The organism is Haloactinopolyspora alba, assembly GCF_003014555.1.
Classification (GTDB): Bacteria; Actinomycetota; Actinomycetes; order Jiangellales; family Jiangellaceae; genus Haloactinopolyspora; species Haloactinopolyspora alba.
Genome location: NZ_PYGE01000033.1, coordinates 1 through 15,357, shown reverse-complemented (window position 1 = coordinate 15,357; position 15,357 = coordinate 1). Strand labels below are relative to the sequence as shown.

17 protein-coding genes are annotated in these 15,357 nt (G+C 69.4%); 8 read left to right on the top strand and 9 right to left on the bottom strand.

Features of this window, described 5'->3' with window-relative positions:
- Positions 1 to 41: 41 nt before the first annotated feature.
- The 3 genes from CLV30_RS25250 (at position 42) to CLV30_RS25230 (ending at position 4,209) form a co-directional block, all read left to right on the top strand.
- Positions 42 to 980 (top strand): glycoside hydrolase family 16 protein, encoded by a 939-nt coding sequence (locus CLV30_RS25250; RefSeq protein ID WP_165358780.1) that lies wholly within the window; start codon positions 42 to 44, stop codon positions 978 to 980.
- Positions 977 to 3,247, top strand: coding sequence for an Ig-like domain-containing protein (locus CLV30_RS25245; protein WP_106540020.1), 2,271 nt, complete (start codon positions 977 to 979; stop codon positions 3,245 to 3,247). The genes CLV30_RS25250 and CLV30_RS25245 overlap by 4 nt, the downstream gene beginning before the upstream one ends.
- A 395-nt stretch (positions 3,248 to 3,642) precedes the next feature.
- Positions 3,643 to 4,209: a TetR/AcrR family transcriptional regulator gene (locus CLV30_RS25230; RefSeq protein WP_106540018.1), complete on the top strand. Its 567-nt coding sequence runs from the start codon at positions 3,643 to 3,645 to the stop codon at positions 4,207 to 4,209.
- 19 nt (positions 4,210 to 4,228) lie between these two features.
- On the opposite strand, the gene CLV30_RS25225 is transcribed toward CLV30_RS25230, so the two are convergent.
- From CLV30_RS25225 to CLV30_RS25215, 3 genes are all read right to left on the bottom strand, one after another.
- Entirely contained in the window at positions 4,229 to 5,332 is a 1,104-nt protein-coding gene (locus CLV30_RS25225; protein WP_106540042.1) for a fatty acid desaturase family protein, read from the bottom strand.
- A gap of 134 nt (positions 5,333 to 5,466) precedes the next feature.
- Positions 5,467 to 5,793, bottom strand: a complete 327-nt coding sequence (locus tag CLV30_RS25220; protein ID WP_106540017.1) for a plasmid stabilization protein — start codon at positions 5,791 to 5,793, stop codon at positions 5,467 to 5,469.
- Positions 5,794 to 5,836: 43 nt separating this feature from the next.
- The gene (locus CLV30_RS25215; RefSeq protein ID WP_106540016.1) at positions 5,837 to 6,205 is read right to left on the bottom strand and encodes a DUF8129 domain-containing protein; all 369 of its coding nucleotides are present in this window, start codon (positions 6,203 to 6,205) and stop codon (positions 5,837 to 5,839) included.
- Between the two features lie 158 nt (positions 6,206 to 6,363).
- On the opposite strand from CLV30_RS25215, the gene CLV30_RS25210 reads away from it, so the two are divergent.
- On the top strand, positions 6,364 to 7,497 hold the full coding sequence (locus CLV30_RS25210) for a glutathione-independent formaldehyde dehydrogenase (protein ID WP_106540015.1): 1,134 nt from the start codon (positions 6,364 to 6,366) through the stop codon (positions 7,495 to 7,497).
- Positions 7,498 to 7,559: 62 nt separating this feature from the next.
- Positions 7,560 to 8,492 (top strand): non-homologous end joining protein Ku, encoded by a 933-nt coding sequence (ku, locus tag CLV30_RS25205; RefSeq protein WP_106540014.1) that lies wholly within the window; start codon positions 7,560 to 7,562, stop codon positions 8,490 to 8,492.
- Between the two features lie 180 nt (positions 8,493 to 8,672).
- On the opposite strand, the gene CLV30_RS25200 is transcribed toward ku, so the two are convergent.
- Both CLV30_RS25200 and CLV30_RS25195 read right to left on the bottom strand, forming a co-directional pair.
- A complete protein-coding gene (locus CLV30_RS25200; protein WP_106540013.1) occupies positions 8,673 to 9,344 on the bottom strand; it encodes a response regulator in 672 nt (223 codons plus the stop codon).
- A complete protein-coding gene (locus tag CLV30_RS25195) occupies positions 9,341 to 10,831 on the bottom strand; it encodes a sensor histidine kinase (RefSeq protein ID WP_106540012.1) in 1,491 nt (496 codons plus the stop codon). Before CLV30_RS25195 ends, CLV30_RS25200 begins: the two co-directional genes overlap by 4 nt.
- Before the next feature lie 141 nt (positions 10,832 to 10,972).
- On the opposite strand from CLV30_RS25195, the gene CLV30_RS25190 reads away from it, so the two are divergent.
- Both CLV30_RS25190 and CLV30_RS25185 read left to right on the top strand, forming a co-directional pair.
- Entirely contained in the window at positions 10,973 to 11,656 is a 684-nt protein-coding gene (locus tag CLV30_RS25190) for a phosphatase PAP2 family protein (protein WP_106540011.1), read from the top strand.
- Positions 11,657 to 11,727: 71 nt separating this feature from the next.
- The gene (locus tag CLV30_RS25185; RefSeq protein WP_129711139.1) at positions 11,728 to 12,516 is read left to right on the top strand and encodes a GAF and ANTAR domain-containing protein; all 789 of its coding nucleotides are present in this window, start codon (positions 11,728 to 11,730) and stop codon (positions 12,514 to 12,516) included.
- Positions 12,517 to 12,551: 35 nt separating this feature from the next.
- On the opposite strand, the gene CLV30_RS25180 is transcribed toward CLV30_RS25185, so the two are convergent.
- From CLV30_RS25180 to CLV30_RS26145, 4 genes are all read right to left on the bottom strand, one after another.
- A complete protein-coding gene (locus CLV30_RS25180) occupies positions 12,552 to 13,031 on the bottom strand; it encodes a four-helix bundle copper-binding protein (RefSeq protein WP_205741139.1) in 480 nt (159 codons plus the stop codon).
- Positions 13,028 to 13,225, bottom strand: coding sequence for a hypothetical protein (locus tag CLV30_RS25175; RefSeq protein WP_129711140.1), 198 nt, complete (start codon positions 13,223 to 13,225; stop codon positions 13,028 to 13,030). The genes CLV30_RS25180 and CLV30_RS25175 overlap by 4 nt, the downstream gene beginning before the upstream one ends.
- Before the next feature lie 192 nt (positions 13,226 to 13,417).
- Entirely contained in the window at positions 13,418 to 13,876 is a 459-nt protein-coding gene (locus CLV30_RS25170) for a hypothetical protein (RefSeq protein ID WP_106540008.1), read from the bottom strand.
- Positions 13,873 to 14,112 (bottom strand): hypothetical protein, encoded by a 240-nt coding sequence (locus tag CLV30_RS26145; protein WP_129711141.1) that lies wholly within the window; start codon positions 14,110 to 14,112, stop codon positions 13,873 to 13,875. The genes CLV30_RS25170 and CLV30_RS26145 overlap by 4 nt, the downstream gene beginning before the upstream one ends.
- Before the next feature lie 41 nt (positions 14,113 to 14,153).
- Between CLV30_RS26145 and CLV30_RS25165 the strand changes: the two genes are divergently transcribed.
- A complete protein-coding gene (locus CLV30_RS25165; protein WP_106540007.1) occupies positions 14,154 to 15,266 on the top strand; it encodes an enolase C-terminal domain-like protein in 1,113 nt (370 codons plus the stop codon).
- Positions 15,267 to 15,357 lie beyond the last annotated feature (91 nt).

The window sequence follows — 15,357 nt, the reverse complement described above, 5'->3', positions numbered from 1 at the left end:
AACTCTCCAGCAGTCCACTCAGACGACCGATGACCGCCGCCGTGACCCCTCTCCTCGCCGCGGGCACGGTCGTGTTCACCCCCGGCGACTCCGCGGTCCGCACCGACGACCCGGCCGGGACCCGAGAGCAGGCCACCACCGAGGGACAGGTGCTGTTCTTCGACGACTTCGACGGCTCCGAGATCGACACCGACAAGTGGGTCCCGGGCCTGCACCACTGGGGCAGGGACAACAACGGCGTCGTACCTGAGAACCTGTCCGTGCAGACGATCTCGGACAACGGGCAGGACATCGGCGTACTCGTCGCGCAGGCCAACGGCGACCAGTACGACGGCCCGGTGCGCGGCATACGGAGCACGGACGCGTCCTACGAGGTCGGCGACCCGCGCCGCTACACGCGCCAGGACACGGGTGCGCGCACCGGCGGGCTGGTCTGGACGAAGGAACGCTTCGGCGCCGGCCGCTACGAGGTGCGGATGAAGACCCTGCCGCGCCCCGGCGGGTGCTCCTGCATCTGGAACTACTACCAGCCGGACGGTGACGACTACACCGAGATCGACATCGAGCTGCCCGCCGCCGGCAGAGCGGACGGCGCCGACTGGTCCAGGTGGGCGGGCTTCAACAGTTACGTCGCACCGAACGATGCCGGCGCGACGTACGAGGACGTCGATCTCGGCTTCGACAACCACGACGGCGAGTTCCACACCTACCGGTGGGACTGGTACGACGGCGTCAACGGCTCCCGACGCATCGAGTTCTACGTCGACGGCGTGCTGCGCACCACCCAGACCGAAACCGTCCCGACCTCACCGGCGCAGTTGTGGGTGGGCAACTGGGCCGCGCCCTGGTCGGGCGCGTTCGACTACGCCACGCAGTACCAGTACATCGACTGGGTGAAGATCACCACCCTGAACGACGAGAACACGTGCGTCGCAGGGGAGACCGACACCGCTTCGACCTTCCCCCTGGAGGAGACATGACCCACAGCTCGCGCAGATGGCGCCGGCCCGCCGCCGGGGCCATGGCGATACTTCTGACGTACGCGCTCGTACCGTGGGGTGCTGGCGACACGGCCGGCGCCGCCAAACCGGCGAGCACCGGCTGCGAGGTGACCGGTCCGAAGTCCGGTTCCACGGTGACCGGTCCGGTCACGATCACCGGCACGTACACCGACGCGTACCAGGTGAAGGTCGCCTTCGACGCCGGCACCGTCCACGACGCGCACACCGTCGACCCGGACGGCGACGACACCGGCACCTGGTCCTACACCCTCGATCCGTCGTCACCGCGGCTGTCCGGCGAGGTCGAGGTGACGGTGCGCTGCTCCTCGATCGAGGACCGCTACTGGCGGTGGGGCACGCCGCGGACCATCGACGTGGACATTCCGGCTCAGGAGCCGCCCACGGTCGCCGTCACCTCGCCGGCCGAGGGATCGACGACGAGCGGCACCGTGCCCGTCGAGGTCGAAGCCGCCGACGCACGAGGACTGGAATCGGTGCAGGTGCGTGTGGACTGGGGCACCTGGAAGACCGCGACACCGTCGGCAACCGACACCTACGTGTACGAGTGGGACGCACCGAGCGAGGACAAGACTCACGCGATCGAGGCGAGGGCCACCGACGTCGACGGCAACACCACGACCACGGCGACGACGTACGTCCACACCGGTTCGGGTACCGACGAGCCGCCCGCGACGCCGCAGTCCGACCGGGCGATGTGGGTGTGGGAACCGGCCACCTACCAGCTGCTGGAGAACCCCGGAGCCCGCGACGTGCTGGGCGAGTTCATGGACGACGAGTCGCTGGCTCGGCAGCAGCGCTCCACGATCTACCTGTACGCCGACCGCTACGACGGGGACTATGCGCTGCTGGACCGTCCCGAGCAGTACCGCTCGCTGATCGCGTGGGCACACGAGCGTGGGTACGAGGTGCATGCGCTGCTGGGCTCCGGCTCGTACATGGCACCGATGTGGGCCTACAGCCGCCATCACGACAAGGCGCTCCAACTCGTGGAGACGGTGCTGAACTACAACCTGTCGTCGGACCCGGCCGAGCGCTTCGACGGGATCAACGTGGACATCGAACCGCACGGCCTGCCGGACTGGCGGAGCAAGCGGAAGTCGGTTCAGCCGCAATACCTGGACATGCTGGCGAAGATGATGGACCGCAAGGCCGCGTCCGGGCAGAACCTCGACATCGGGCCGGCGATACCGCGCTGGCTGGACGACAACCGCGAATGCCAGAAGATCATCTGGAATCACAAGAAGCAGAACTGCGCGCGGCACATCATCGACACCACCGACTACGTCACACTGATGGACTACCGCGACGTGGCCGACGGCCCGGCGGGGATCATCCCGCACGCCCAGAGCGAGATCGACTACGCGGACGCCGTCGGCAAGGAGGTGATGATCGGCGTCGAGACTGGCCAGATCTCCGCGTCCGGCGACCCGGAAACGATCTCCTTCCAGGAGGAGGGCCGCACCGTCATGGAGACCGAGCTGGCCAAGGTCTACGCGGCCTTCGAATCGTCGGAGTCGTTCCTCGGGGTCGCGGTTCACCACTACGACTCCGACCGTGCGCTGCCCAGCGAATGGTCGCCCGACGGCACGCGCTGGCAGCATTCGATCCCCGACACCGCTTCCCCCAGCACCCCGGATGCGGTGACCGCGGAAGTCCACGACTGGCAGCGCATCGACCTGCACTGGGCGCGCAGCTCCGACGACACGATCGTCGAGCACTACGAGGTGCACCGGTCGACCGTCGCCGGCTTCACCCCTGGTCCCGACACGCTGGCGAACACCACCGGATTCAACTTCGTGAAGGACCGGGGGCTGGAGCCCGGGACCACCTACTACTGGAAGGTGGTGGCCGTCGACGCGACCGGAAACCGGAGCCCGGCGTCGGCGCAGGTGTCGCGGACGACACCGGCCGGTGACGGCTCGGCCCCGCTACGGATCGGCTCCATCGACTTCAGCGACGAGGCCTCGTCGTCGACCGCGGCCATCACCGTGGTCGACGCGGTGACCGGCGAGCCCGTCGAAGGAGCCCAGGTGTTCGGCCACTGGGAAGGCGCCGCCGGGAGGAAGTTCGACGCGACCACCGGCCCTGACGGCACCGCGACGGTGAGCACCGAATCACTGACCGCGCCGTACACGGTCACCGTCGTGCCGGAGAAGATCCTCGCGGCCGGGCACTACTGGGCGAGCAGCCTGGACACCGACGACTCGGCGACCTGGAACGGATAGCAACCCGCTGACCGGCCCGGGCAACCGCTCCGGTCGGTTCCTGAGGGTGGCGCGCCGCGCTCGGTCATGTCGCCGCTCGCACCTGCGTTCGAAAGGAGGTGACATGAGTGGCATCTGTGGACCCTCATGTCACCCCTTTCGATAACGAGGCCCGCCGCATGCCGACGCGACGACACCGCGGGCCGGATGAGGTTGTACTGACACGCGCGAGCCACAGCGATATCGGTGTCATATGCCGCGCGGCCAGTTCGTCGTCCAGTCCGATGATCTCCGCGCCCGACGCGCCTGGCTCGAGCTCGACGAGCAGGTCGAGATCCGAGTCCGGACGATCGAGTAGCGCGCGAACACCTTGCGGCGTCCGATCGTACGTACGATCAACGCTAGGATGCTTGGGCATGACCCAGCGCGAAGCGCTCCTCGCGGGAGCGAAGAAATGTCTCGTCAACAAGGGCTACGGCGGCACGACGGCCCGCGACATCGCCTCGACGGCCAGCGCCAACCTCGGGTCGATCGGGTATTACTTCGGGTCGAAGGACCGGCTGATGAATCTCGCCGCGATCGAGCTGAGCGGCGAATGGGGTGACGCGCTCGAGCGAGCCGCCCGCGCGGCCGGGGGCGACACGCGGGCCGAACGGCTTCGCGCCCTGCTGACCGAGTTGCTGGCGATGATCCCTCAGTCGCAGGACTTGCAGTCGGCCAGTCTGCAGGCGCTCACTCAGTCGAAGTTCGACGACGAGTTGCGCGGCGAGATCGCGGCCGGTCACGCACGCGGCCGCGCCGAGCTCGCCGCGATCGTGCTCGGCACCCAGTCCACCGACCCGGACTCGCCCACGGCACGAGGGCTCGGCACCCTCGTCTACGCTCTGGTCACCGGACTCGTGGCGCAAGCGGTCGTCGATCCGGAATCGCTGCCGGACTCCGACCTTCTCGCCGACGCGCTCGACGCCGTCATCGGCGGATGACCCGGGGCCGTCGCCGCGCTCAGATCGGGGATCGCAGCTGGGCCGCCGGCGGACAGTCGAACGGGTCGGTGTCTCTGGTGCCGACCTGGTTCAGGTACCGGACGACGATCCCCCACGACTCGAACAGCCCTGCCTCCGCGTACGGGACGTCCCGCTCGGCGCAGAACTCGCGCACGATCGCCTGCGCCTTGCGCAGGTTCGGGCGCGGCATGTTCGGGAACAGGTGATGCTCGATCTGATAGTTCAGACCGCCCATGGCGACATCGATGAACCATCCGCCGCGCGTGTTCCGGCTGGTCAACACCTGACGGCGCAGATAGTCCACGCTCATGTCCCGCGGGATCATCGGCATCCCCTTGTGGTTCGGCGCGAACGTCGCGCCCATGCTGAACCCGAACACGGCCACCTGGACGGCCAGGAACGCGCCGGCGACGGCCGGGGAAAGGAACCAGAACAACGCCACCGGGTAGAGCGTCAGCCGGGCGAGCAACAACGGGATCTCGACGGCGCGGTACTTGACCCGGCCTCGCCCGAACACCGTCCGCAGGCCGTTGACGTGCATGTTCAGTCCAGCCAGGAGGAGCAGGGGGAAGAACAGCGTGCCCTGCCGCTGCACCCACCACCCGGAGAAGCTCCGCCTGGCACGGCGCTCGGTAGCCACGTCGCTGGTGAACACCAGGGCGGAGGCCTGCACGTCGGGGTCCACGTCCACCTTGTTCGGGTTGGCGTGGTGCCGGCTGTGCTTCGACATCCACCACCCGTGGCTCAGCCCCACGACGATGTTTCCGAGCAGCAACGCGGTCAGCTCGTTGCGCTTGCCTGACGCGAAGATCTGCCGATGCGCCGCGTCGTGGCCGAGGTAGGCCACCTGGGTCAGCAGAAGGCCGAACGCCGCCGCGACGGCCAGCTGCCACCAGGTGTCGCCCAGCGCCAGGAACGCCGCCACGCAGGCGCCGAGCAACGACGCCAGCGTCACCGCTCGCACCGCGTAGAAAATCCGCCTGCGCCCGAGCAGGCCGGCCGCCCGGATCCGTTTGGACAGGTCCGAGTAGTCGCTGACGTATTGCTGCCGGCGGGTCGGTTTGGTGACAACAGTGCTGGTAATGGCCTCAGAAGCGGTCATGTCCGCGATCATACGGACGTATGAATCAGGCCGCAGCGATGTTGCCACCAATCTTCGAACGGGGGCTGGCCCCACCCCGGCGACGCGTGCCGACCGATCACGTCACCGCCCCGATCGGGCCGGTGTTCACCACGTCAGCGGCCGACGGCCTGCTCCAGCTCGCGCTTGCTCATCTTCGAGCGCCCCTCGATGCCCATACGCTGGGCGTCGGCGTAGAGCTGGTCCTTGGTGCGCCCGCCCGGGCCGCTTCCGGACCGTTTGCCGCCGCGGCGCCCCGGCGAGATGTCCTCGGTGGACGTCCGGCTCGCCTGCTCGGCCTCGCCCGTCTGGGCGCGCTTCTTGTTCACCGTCCGCGACGCGATCTCCTCCGCGGTGTCCTCCTCGTATCCGCGGTCGGTCAGGCCGGACTTGACATGCTCGTACTGGCGTTCACGTTTACGGTTCCACTGTTCCTGCGGCATCGTCTCTTCACCCTTCTGACGAGTCGGCAGAGCCTTCCTCGTGTCACTTGTGCGCCTTGCGGATGTTCGTGGGATCGCCGTGCGGCGGAGGCGGGTCCGCGGGCGGAGCCTGCGTCCCCGGCGAGACCGGCGATCCGCCGTGTGGCGCCTGGGCGTTCTCCGGCTGCGTCCCCTCCGGCGACCCGCCGGTCGGCTCGGCGCCGGCCTGAAGCTCCGCGATCCGCTGTTCGAGCACCTCGACCACCGGCAACCGGTCGGCGTGCGCGTGCTCGTAGGCGAGCAGCCGGGTGACGCCCTCCTCGTCGAGCGTGCGGATCCGCTGATGCAACGGCCCCACGGCCAGATGGTCGTAGTCGGGCAGCGGCAACTCGGACCGGCTGGGAACCCCTCCGGGCTCGTGTTCGTGTGCCATCGTCGCCTCCCTTCATCGATGGCCGTACCCCTCGTGACGCGGTCTCACGCCGGCGGCGCCCGCGAAAGCGCCCGCACGGCGGGCGACGCATTGCGCCGTCGCGGTGCGGGTACGGCGTCCCGACAGTCACATCCGCGCTGAACGGGAGGTCTGGCGGTATGAAGGCAGTGGTGTATCGGGGGCCGCAGCGGGTCGATGTCGAGGAGGTCGGGGATCCGCGGATCGAGTCGCCCACCGATGTGGTGGTGCGGATCACCTCGACGGCGATCTGTGGCAGTGATCTGCACATGTACGAGGGCCGCACCGCGGCTGAACCGGGCATCGTGTTCGGGCACGAGAACATGGGCACGGTCGAGGAGGCCGGAACGGCGGTCACCGGTGTGCGGCCGGGTGATCGGGTGGTGATGCCGTTCAACGTGGCGTGCGGGTTCTGCCCGAACTGCCGTGCGCGTAAGTCGGCGTTCTGCCTGACCGTCAACCCGCCCGGTGCGGGTGGCGCGTACGGCTATGTCGGCATGGGCCCGTACAAGGGCGGACAGGCCGAGTACCTGCGGGTGCCGTTCGCGGACTACAACTGTGTTCCGTTGCCGGCCGGCAGTGAGCACGAGAACGACTTCGCGATGCTGGCCGACATCTTCGCCACCGGTTACCACGCGACCGAGCTCGCCGGCGTGAGTCCGGGCGAGACGGTGGCGGTGTACGGCGCCGGCCCGGTCGGGCAGATGGCCGCCTACTCCGCAGTGCTTCGTGGTGCCGCCTCGGTGTACGTCGTGGACAAGGTGGCGCACCGTCTCGAGCTCGCCAAAAGCATCGGCGCCGTCCCGATCGACTACTCCCAGGGTGATCCGACCGAGCAGATCAGAGATCGCAACGGCGGCGGAACCGACAAGGGGATCGACGCGGTCGGATACCAGGCGACGGTGGCACAGGGCGAGGAGCAGCCCGCCCTGGTGCTCAACAATCTCGTCGAAACGGTCCGCGCGACCGGCGCACTGGGCATCGTCGGCCTGTACCTCCCCTCCGATCCCGGCGCTCCGGACGACAACGCCGCGCAGGGACGACTGCTGTTCGACGTCGGGAAGTTCTTCGAGAAAGGACTGCGCATGGGCACCGGACAGGCCGACTCCCGCATGTACAGCGACCACCTGCGTGAACTCATCACCAGCGGACGCGCACAACCGAGCTTCGTCGTGTCCAAGGAACTACCGCTGCGCGACGCCCCGGACGCGTACGCGCGGTTCGACCGGCGAGAGGAAGGCTACTCGAAAGTCGTACTGAAACCGGCGGCCTGACGCCGACGTTGTGCAGGCGATCGTCGTGGGTATGCGGTCACCAGAAGGGGTGGTGACGGCGTATGGCTCGCCCGGTCTGGAGCGGCTCCATCACGTTCGGCATGGTCTCGATACCGGTGGCGTTGTACAGCGCCGTCCAGCACCACGAGATCAGGTTCAACCAGTTCGAACGCGGCACGTCCGACCGCGTCCGGTACAAGCGCGTGAACGAACGCACCGGCGAGGAGGTCGACTACGCCGACATCGTCAAGGGCCACGACATCGGCGGCGGTGACTACGTCGTCGTCGAGCAGGACGAGCTCGCCGAGATCGCGCCGGGGAAGTCGCGCACGCTGGAGATCTCGACGTTCGTCGAGCAGGACGAGATCGATCCGGTGTACATCCAGAACAGCTACTACGTCGCACCGTCCAGCGACGAGAGCGCCACCCCGTACGCGGTCCTGTGCGCCGCGCTCGCCGAGTCCGGCCGCGCCGGCATCGCGACGTTCGTCATGCACAACAAGGAACATCTCGCGCTGATCCGTGCCGCCGGGGCCGTCCTCGTGCTGGAGACCATGCTGTTCGCCGACGAGGTACGCGAGCCCGAGTCGACGCTGCCGCGGCTGCCGGAACCACCGGCAAAGGGCAAGCAGGTGTCGATGGCGGTCGACCTGATCAACACGATGACCGGCAGTTGGCGGCCCGCCGACTATCGCGACACGTACACCGAACGCGTCGAAGAGCTGATCGAGGCCAAACGCCGCGGTGAGGAGGTCACCACGAGTACCGAGCCACAGCAGGCCTCGGAGCCCGGCGACCTGCTCACCGCGCTGCGCGAGAGCGTCGAGTCAGCCCGCCGAGACCGCGGCCGGGCGAAACCGGACGCGGACCTCTCGGAAGCGTCCAAGGCGGAGCTCACCCGGCTCGCCCGTGAGCTCGACATCCCCGGCCGCTCACGGATGAACCGCGACGAGCTCGCCGACGCCGTCGCGGACGCCCAGAAGGCGGCGGCCTGACCCGGCGGGCGCCACCGCACAGGTGCGCGGATGGGCACCGCCGCGGTCAGTACCCACCCGCTGGCCCGGCAGCAGGTTGCTCGACTGCGCGGGCTGCATGGCCGGTACCCGGCACGACGCACGTCCATTACGGAGACATCGCACTTTCTCGGCCTTGTCGAGTTGCCGTCCCGTACAACGTCAACCGTCCGCGACGTGAGCGGCGATGAGCGCCACCTCGACCCGGTTCCGGGCGCCCGTGGTACGCAGGATCGACGTGACGTGCGTCTTGACCGTCCCCTCGGACAGGAAGAGCCGGTCCGCGATCTCCTGGTTGGACAGCCCGTCGCCGATCAGCGCCAGCACCTCCCCCTCACGCTCGGTGAGCCGCAGGGAACGCTCGCGCGCCTCACTGTGCTGGATGAACCTCGTGCTGATGCGGGAGTTCAGCAGCTTTCTCGACACGGACGGCGAGAAGTGTGCCCCGCCCGTGGCGACCGCCCGGACGGCGAGGATCAGCTCACGCGGGTCACCGGACTTCAGCACGAACCCGTCGGCGCCGAGACGGATGGCCTCGGCGACGTAGGCGTCCTCGCCGAACGTCGTGACCATCAGGCACGGCAGGCCGGCGCCGATCCGGCGCATCTCCGCCAGTGTCCGCAACCCGTCCATGCCCTCCATCCGGATGTCGAGCAGCACCACGTTGACGCGCCGGCTGCGTACCGTCTCCAGAGCCTCCTGGCCTGATCCGCACTGAGCAGCGACGCGGATGTCCGGCTCGGTCTCCAGGACGCCCGCCAGGCCGTAACGGACCAGCGGTTCGTCGTCGACCACGAGCACGTCGGTCGACGGAATCCGCGTGTCATCGGTCATGAGCGCTCCGGGGAGAGCTGGTCCGGTGTCAGCTGCTCCGCCGACAGCACGGCGCCGTTGGCGAAGCAGATCCGGTACGAGTCGCCGTATCCGTTGTCGAGTGGATTCGACGTGACGGCGTAATAGTGACACTCCCCCGCCGGATCGGTGTCGTCGTGCACGTCGAGTTCGTACTCCGGCAGCGTCACCCCGGCCCGCCGGTCGCCGACGTCGATCTCGGCGAAGACGTCCGTCGCCAGCTCGGCCCGGTTCGCCTCGTACATGCCCAGCACCTGCACGAGCACGACGATCGCCACCAGGGCGACGGCGGGGACGACGAGTGCCGCCCACAGGTACATCGCGCTGCGCCTGCGGGCACGGGCGAGGCGCCGGTACGTCTCCACGGCCGCCGTGGGGGTCCGCGGGTCCGGCGCCGGTCCGCTGGTCGCGACCGCCGCGCGGTTGCCGAGCCGGGGAACACCGACGGCGAGCGTGAACCGGCCCTCGTGCTCGCCCGCACGGATCGTCCCGCCGGCGAGGCGCACCCGTTCACGCAGGGCAACCAGGCCGTACCCGCTCTCGTCGCTCGCGGCCGCGTCGCCTCCCCCGGCGCCATCCCGGGCGCGTTTCGGGCCGAGGTCGTTCGTGACGGTGATGCGCAACCACCGTCCCTCGTCGTCGAACCCGACCCGGACGGGTTCACCGGGCGCGTGCTTCACGGCGTTGGTGATGCCCTCCTGGACGACGCGGTGCACCGTCGGTCCGCCGAACTCGGCCAGCCGGTCGGGGCCCGGATCGTCCGCCACCTCGACCGTCGCGCCGGCGGAACGGGCGGCATCGATCAGCGCCACGACGTCGGTGTTCTGGTGTTGCGAGGCCAAGGACGGAACGGCGTCGTCGCGCAGGGACTCGACCGAGGCGCCCAGCCGCGCCACCGCGTCGGCGACGTGCTGGCGTGACGTGGCAATGGCGCTGCGCTGTGAACCGTCCAGACTCCGGTCGAGCTCCAGCCGGCCCAGGTTCAGCGCGACGAGGCTCAACGCGTGTCCGAGGTCGTCGTGCAACTCTTGGGCGAGGTGCGTCCGCTCGCGCGCTCGGACGATGTCCGCGTCGCGTTGCCGTGCCCGTTCCTCGCGTTCCACGTCCGCCGCCTCCCTGGCGACCACCCACCGGCGTGCCCGCCAGGCGAAGGCCAGCAGCCACGGCAGTACCCCGAACGTGACGTCGACCGCGGCGACGACCAGCACCTGTTGAAGTGAGACGTCGGTCAGGATCAGCAGGACGGCCGCCACCATGACCGCGCACAGCAGCGCCAGCGTTCCGTAGCGCCCGCGCGGGTCCAGCAGCGCCAGCAACACCGCGGCAGCGGCCAGGCCGAGGACGAACAGCACCGAGACCGCCGGCAGCAGGAGCATCGCCACGAAGCAGACCGCCGGCAGCGCCTCCCTGGGTCGCGGCGGCCACGTCCGTGCCGTGACGCGCTCGTGCGACGGGAACAGGCTGGCCATCAACGCATTGTCACCGTGCCGTGCGCCAGCGGCATCAGACCCAGGTCCGGTCGTGCACCGGCCGGCTACGACTCAGGTCACAGACGACTCCGGATCGCAGTCAGATCTGCTCTGCCCAGCATCTTTCTAGCGTGACCGGATATGACCGACTCTCTCACCGACGCGCGTCGCCCCCGGGCCACCGCAACCGTCGTGGCCACCGTCGCCGCGCTCGTCGTCCTCAGCATCCTCAGCTTCGGTTTCCGCGAATCGCTCTACCGTGCGATCGCCGGCTCGGCACGGGACTCGCCGTCCGCGGTGCACGAGATCGTGGACATCACCGCGACCCGGGGCCTGCTGGCGCTCGTCGCGACCACGGCCGTGGTGGTGGTCGCGGCATGGCGACGCGGCCGCGAGCACTTCCTGCTGATCGTGTCGGCGGGCGTCGGAACGATCGCCGCCTATGCCGGCAGCGAGATGACAAAGGCGCTGGTCACGCAGGAACGGCCGTGCCGTGCGATCGGCATCGACACCGTGACCGCCTGTCCAGGGGCCGGCGACTGGTCGTGGCCGAGCAACCACGCCACCATCGCCGCCGCCTTCGCGACCGCCTGTGTCATGGTCGTCCGCAGGCTCTGGCCGCTGGTCGCCGCGGCCGCGCTGCTGATCGCCGCGGCACGCGTGGCGGCGGGCGTGCATTACGTGCACGACGTGCTGTCGGGGATCACGCTGGGAATCCTGGCCACCGTGGCCGTCGGACTGCTGGTGAACACGGGGCTGCGGCGTGTGTTCGCGCCTTCCGGATCGGCCGGAGCGGGCGTTGCGACAGTGCGTCGCTCTCGTTAGGTTGGGATGGTCGCTCTAGACCTTGGCGATGCCATCTGGAACCGCGTCTTGTGAGGTCTGAAGTGTCGGCGATGCTTGCGAATCATCAGCGACTGCGGCACGCGCCAACTCATCGGAGGGCCGATCCGCCCGCCGGTTCGAGATGGCTGGCGGATGTCTACGACTCACTCGCCGACGGCGACAGTCTCGCCGGTTTCCTCACCGAGCTCGCCCGCCGGGTGCCGGCAGCCGCGTGGGTCGGCGGGTCGTGCGCCATCAACCTCGCCGCAGCGGCCCGCTGGGAGGCCGCCCACGCCGGCAGTGACGACTACGCGATCGGGCTCGACTTCGTCCAGCACAGTGTCGGCGAGGGGCCGTCGGTCGAGGTTCTCGACATCGGCAGCAGTGCGCGGATCCCCGACCTGGCGTCGGAACGGCGCTGGCCGACGTTCACCATCCCGGCCCGGCTGGACGGGCTGGGCAGCCTGCTCGCAGTGCCGCTGACGCTGCGTTCCGGCACCACGGCCGGTGTCCTGACGATGTACTCCACCAGCAGCCACGCTTACTCCGACGACGACCTGCGGCGGCTGTCCCTACTCAGCGCCGAACTGCCGGCGGCGCTCGCGGTAGCCCTCCGGCTCGCGGAGCAGCGCCACCACGCCGCGGGCCTGCGGCATGCCATGACCACCCGCGCGACCATCGGCCAGGCCACCGGGATCCTGATGGCGCGGCACAACTGCACGCAGGATGCCGCGTTCGCCCGCCTGCGTGACGAGTCGCGCCGCCGCAACCGGAAGCTGCGCGAGTTGGCGGCGGACACGGTGGAAGGCGTCAGCGGGCAGCGTCCGGAGGTCCAGGCCGCCCACCACCCCACCGACTGACCGGGTCCGGCGCTCCGCGGGTGCTGGCCCCGGGCTCAGCCGAGCGCGGCCAGCACCCGGTCACACGCCTCTTTGCATCTGAAGCAGACCTCCGCGCAGATGCGGCAGCAGTCGAGCACGTCCGCGTGCCGCTGGCATTCCTCGGCACACGAGTGGCACGCCTGGGCGCTCGCCCGCAGCTGCACCCGGGCGATGCTGGTGTCGCAGCTGGCGTGCCGGGACAACACTCTCGCGGTCGCGGCGCACGTGTCGGCGCAGTCGAGATTCGTGGTGACGCACGAGGCCAGCGCGTGCCGAGGATGGTGGTTCATGCCCGCCAGGCACGCGTCCGCGCACCCCGTGCACGCTTGCACACACTCCAGGCAGGCGGTGACGGCCTCCGCCAGGAGCGTCCGGTCCGTCATGATGTCCGCGGGGAAGCTGTCGATCATCGAGATGATCGTGGGCTTCCCCGCGTTCTGCATCGCGACGACCCGGCTCCGCTCACCGGCCGGGACCGTCCCCACACCGCTCACGGAGCGGTCCTCTCGAACCTGCCCTCTCGATAGCCGTTGCGCTCGCGCATGAGGGACAACCGCTCGTCCAGCCAGGAGTCGATCTTCTCGGTCGTGCGGATGACCTCGACCGGGTCACCGCAGCGGCGCCGATAGGCATGAAGCTCGCACAACGTCTCGTCGACGCGGCGGATCTGTGCTATCCGCGGTCTCATGGCCCAGCTCCCTTCCCGTTCCCAGCGCACGCACGAGTGCGAGTCCGCAGCCACTTCAGCGCGTGCGTCGCGGTCTATCGCGACAGTCCACTCGTTCGTCTGATGGGCAGCCCGTACCCACCCGGAACCCCCCGAAACCACCACGAAGCACAGTTCCGCTCGGGTACCGAGATCAGCTGCCGGACACGGTGATCATTCGACCTCGCGTACCTCCTCGATCCTGCGGGCGACGGTCATCTCAGCCGCTGTGACCAGCAGATACGCGACCGAGGCGGCGAACGGGCCGACGAGCCAGCCGAGCGTCGCCGGCAGCACGACCCCGGTCGTCGCGGCCACCGCCACGGCGACGGCGATCGAGACCAGGTTGAGCGAACTGCCCAGGGCGATGACCTTGGTGGCTTCCTGGTTCCCGAGTGAGCGCGTGAACCCTCGGGTGGCGATCGCCTCGATGATCGCGAAGCTCGCCACGGCACCCAGGAAGAACAGCACGATCTGACCGGGGCCCGGCGGCGACCGCAGCGCGCTGAGCATGGCCATGACGCTGGTGATCATGACCGAGAAGCCGTAGGCCCCCGAGTTGTTCCGCAGCGACAGCCGCAGCTCACGCACGTACAAGCCGAGCTCGCGTGGTGTCGATCCGCGCTCGGTCATCCGGACCCGCCTCCCCTCCCCCGTCGATCCGGGATCGCGCCTGCCGGTCCGGACGCGGTGGCTGCCACCCGTCCGGTTGCCTCACGATTTCCCACGTCGAAGCGCGCCTCACCGGCGACCGGCTCGGTCAGGTCCCGTTCGAGCGCGCGGACGTCGAGGCCGGCCATGCCGGTACGGGCATGCTCGGGCTGCTGTGGTGGTACTCCTCCGGAGTCGGTACCGACTGTGCTGGCCATGATCGTTGACCTCCAGCGTCTCCCGGGTACGAGGGAGTGACATGACGACGACTGCGGACGTGACGGTGGATTCGGTACGGGCAGCGGCCTACGTGGTGCCGACCGACGCGCCCGAGGCCGACGGAACGCTCGCGTGGAACTCGACCACGCTGGTCGTGTGCGACGTCGTGACCGGCCCGGTGACCGGCCTCGGCTACACCTACGCCGACGCGTCCTGCGTCCCGCTCATCGAGTCCACCCTGGCCCCGCTGGTGACCGGCCGGGACGCGCTCGACGTGACCGGCACCTGGTCGACGATGCAGCGGGGCATCCGTAACCTCGGCCGGCCGGGCCTGGTGTCGTGCGCGCTGTCCGCGGTGGAGACGGCGCTGTACGACGCCAAGGCGCGGCTGCTGGACGTCGCTTTGGCCTCCCTGTTCGGCCGTGCCCACGAGACCGTGCCGATCTACGGCAGCGGCGGATTCACCAGCTACGACGACGACACGACGCGACGCGGGCTCGACCACTGGGTGCACGAGGAGCGGATCCCGCGAGTGAAGATCAAGGTCGGCGAGTCGTGGGGCACCCGCGTCCGCCGCGACCTGCACCGGGTCGCGCTCGCCAGGCACCACGTCGGCGACGAGGTCGAGCTGTACGTGGACGCCAACGGCGCGTACGGCGTCGGGCAGGCCGCCCGGGTGGGACGTGAGCTGGCCGAACACGGCGTCACCTGGTACGAGGAGCCGGTCTCCAGCGACCACCTGGCCGGGCTGCGCCAGGTCCGCCAGCAGGTCACCGCCGACGTCACCGCGGGCGAGTACGGGTACCACCTGCCGTACTTCGCCGGCATGCTCGGCGCGGAGGCGGTGGACTGCCTGCAGATCGACGTGACCCGCTGCGGCGGGTACGGCGAGTGGCTGCGCGCGGCCGCCTGCGCCGCCGGCCGCAGCACCGAGATCTCCGGGCACTGCGCGCCCAACCTGTCCGCGCACGTCGCGACGGCGACGCCGAACGTGCGGCACCTGGAGTACTTCCACGACCACGAACGGATCGAGCGGATGCTGTTCGACGGTGCGTTGAGCCCGACGGACGGGGCGCTGCGGCCGGATCCCACCCGGCCGGGCCACGGGCTGTCGCTCAAGCATGCCGACGCGGAGCGCTACCGGGTGCCCTGATGCTCGTTCATCCGCGGCCGGGGAGTTTCTCGTAGAACTCGGCCAGTTTCTGTCGCATCCCGGTCATGACGATGCCGGTGCCTTCCGGGTC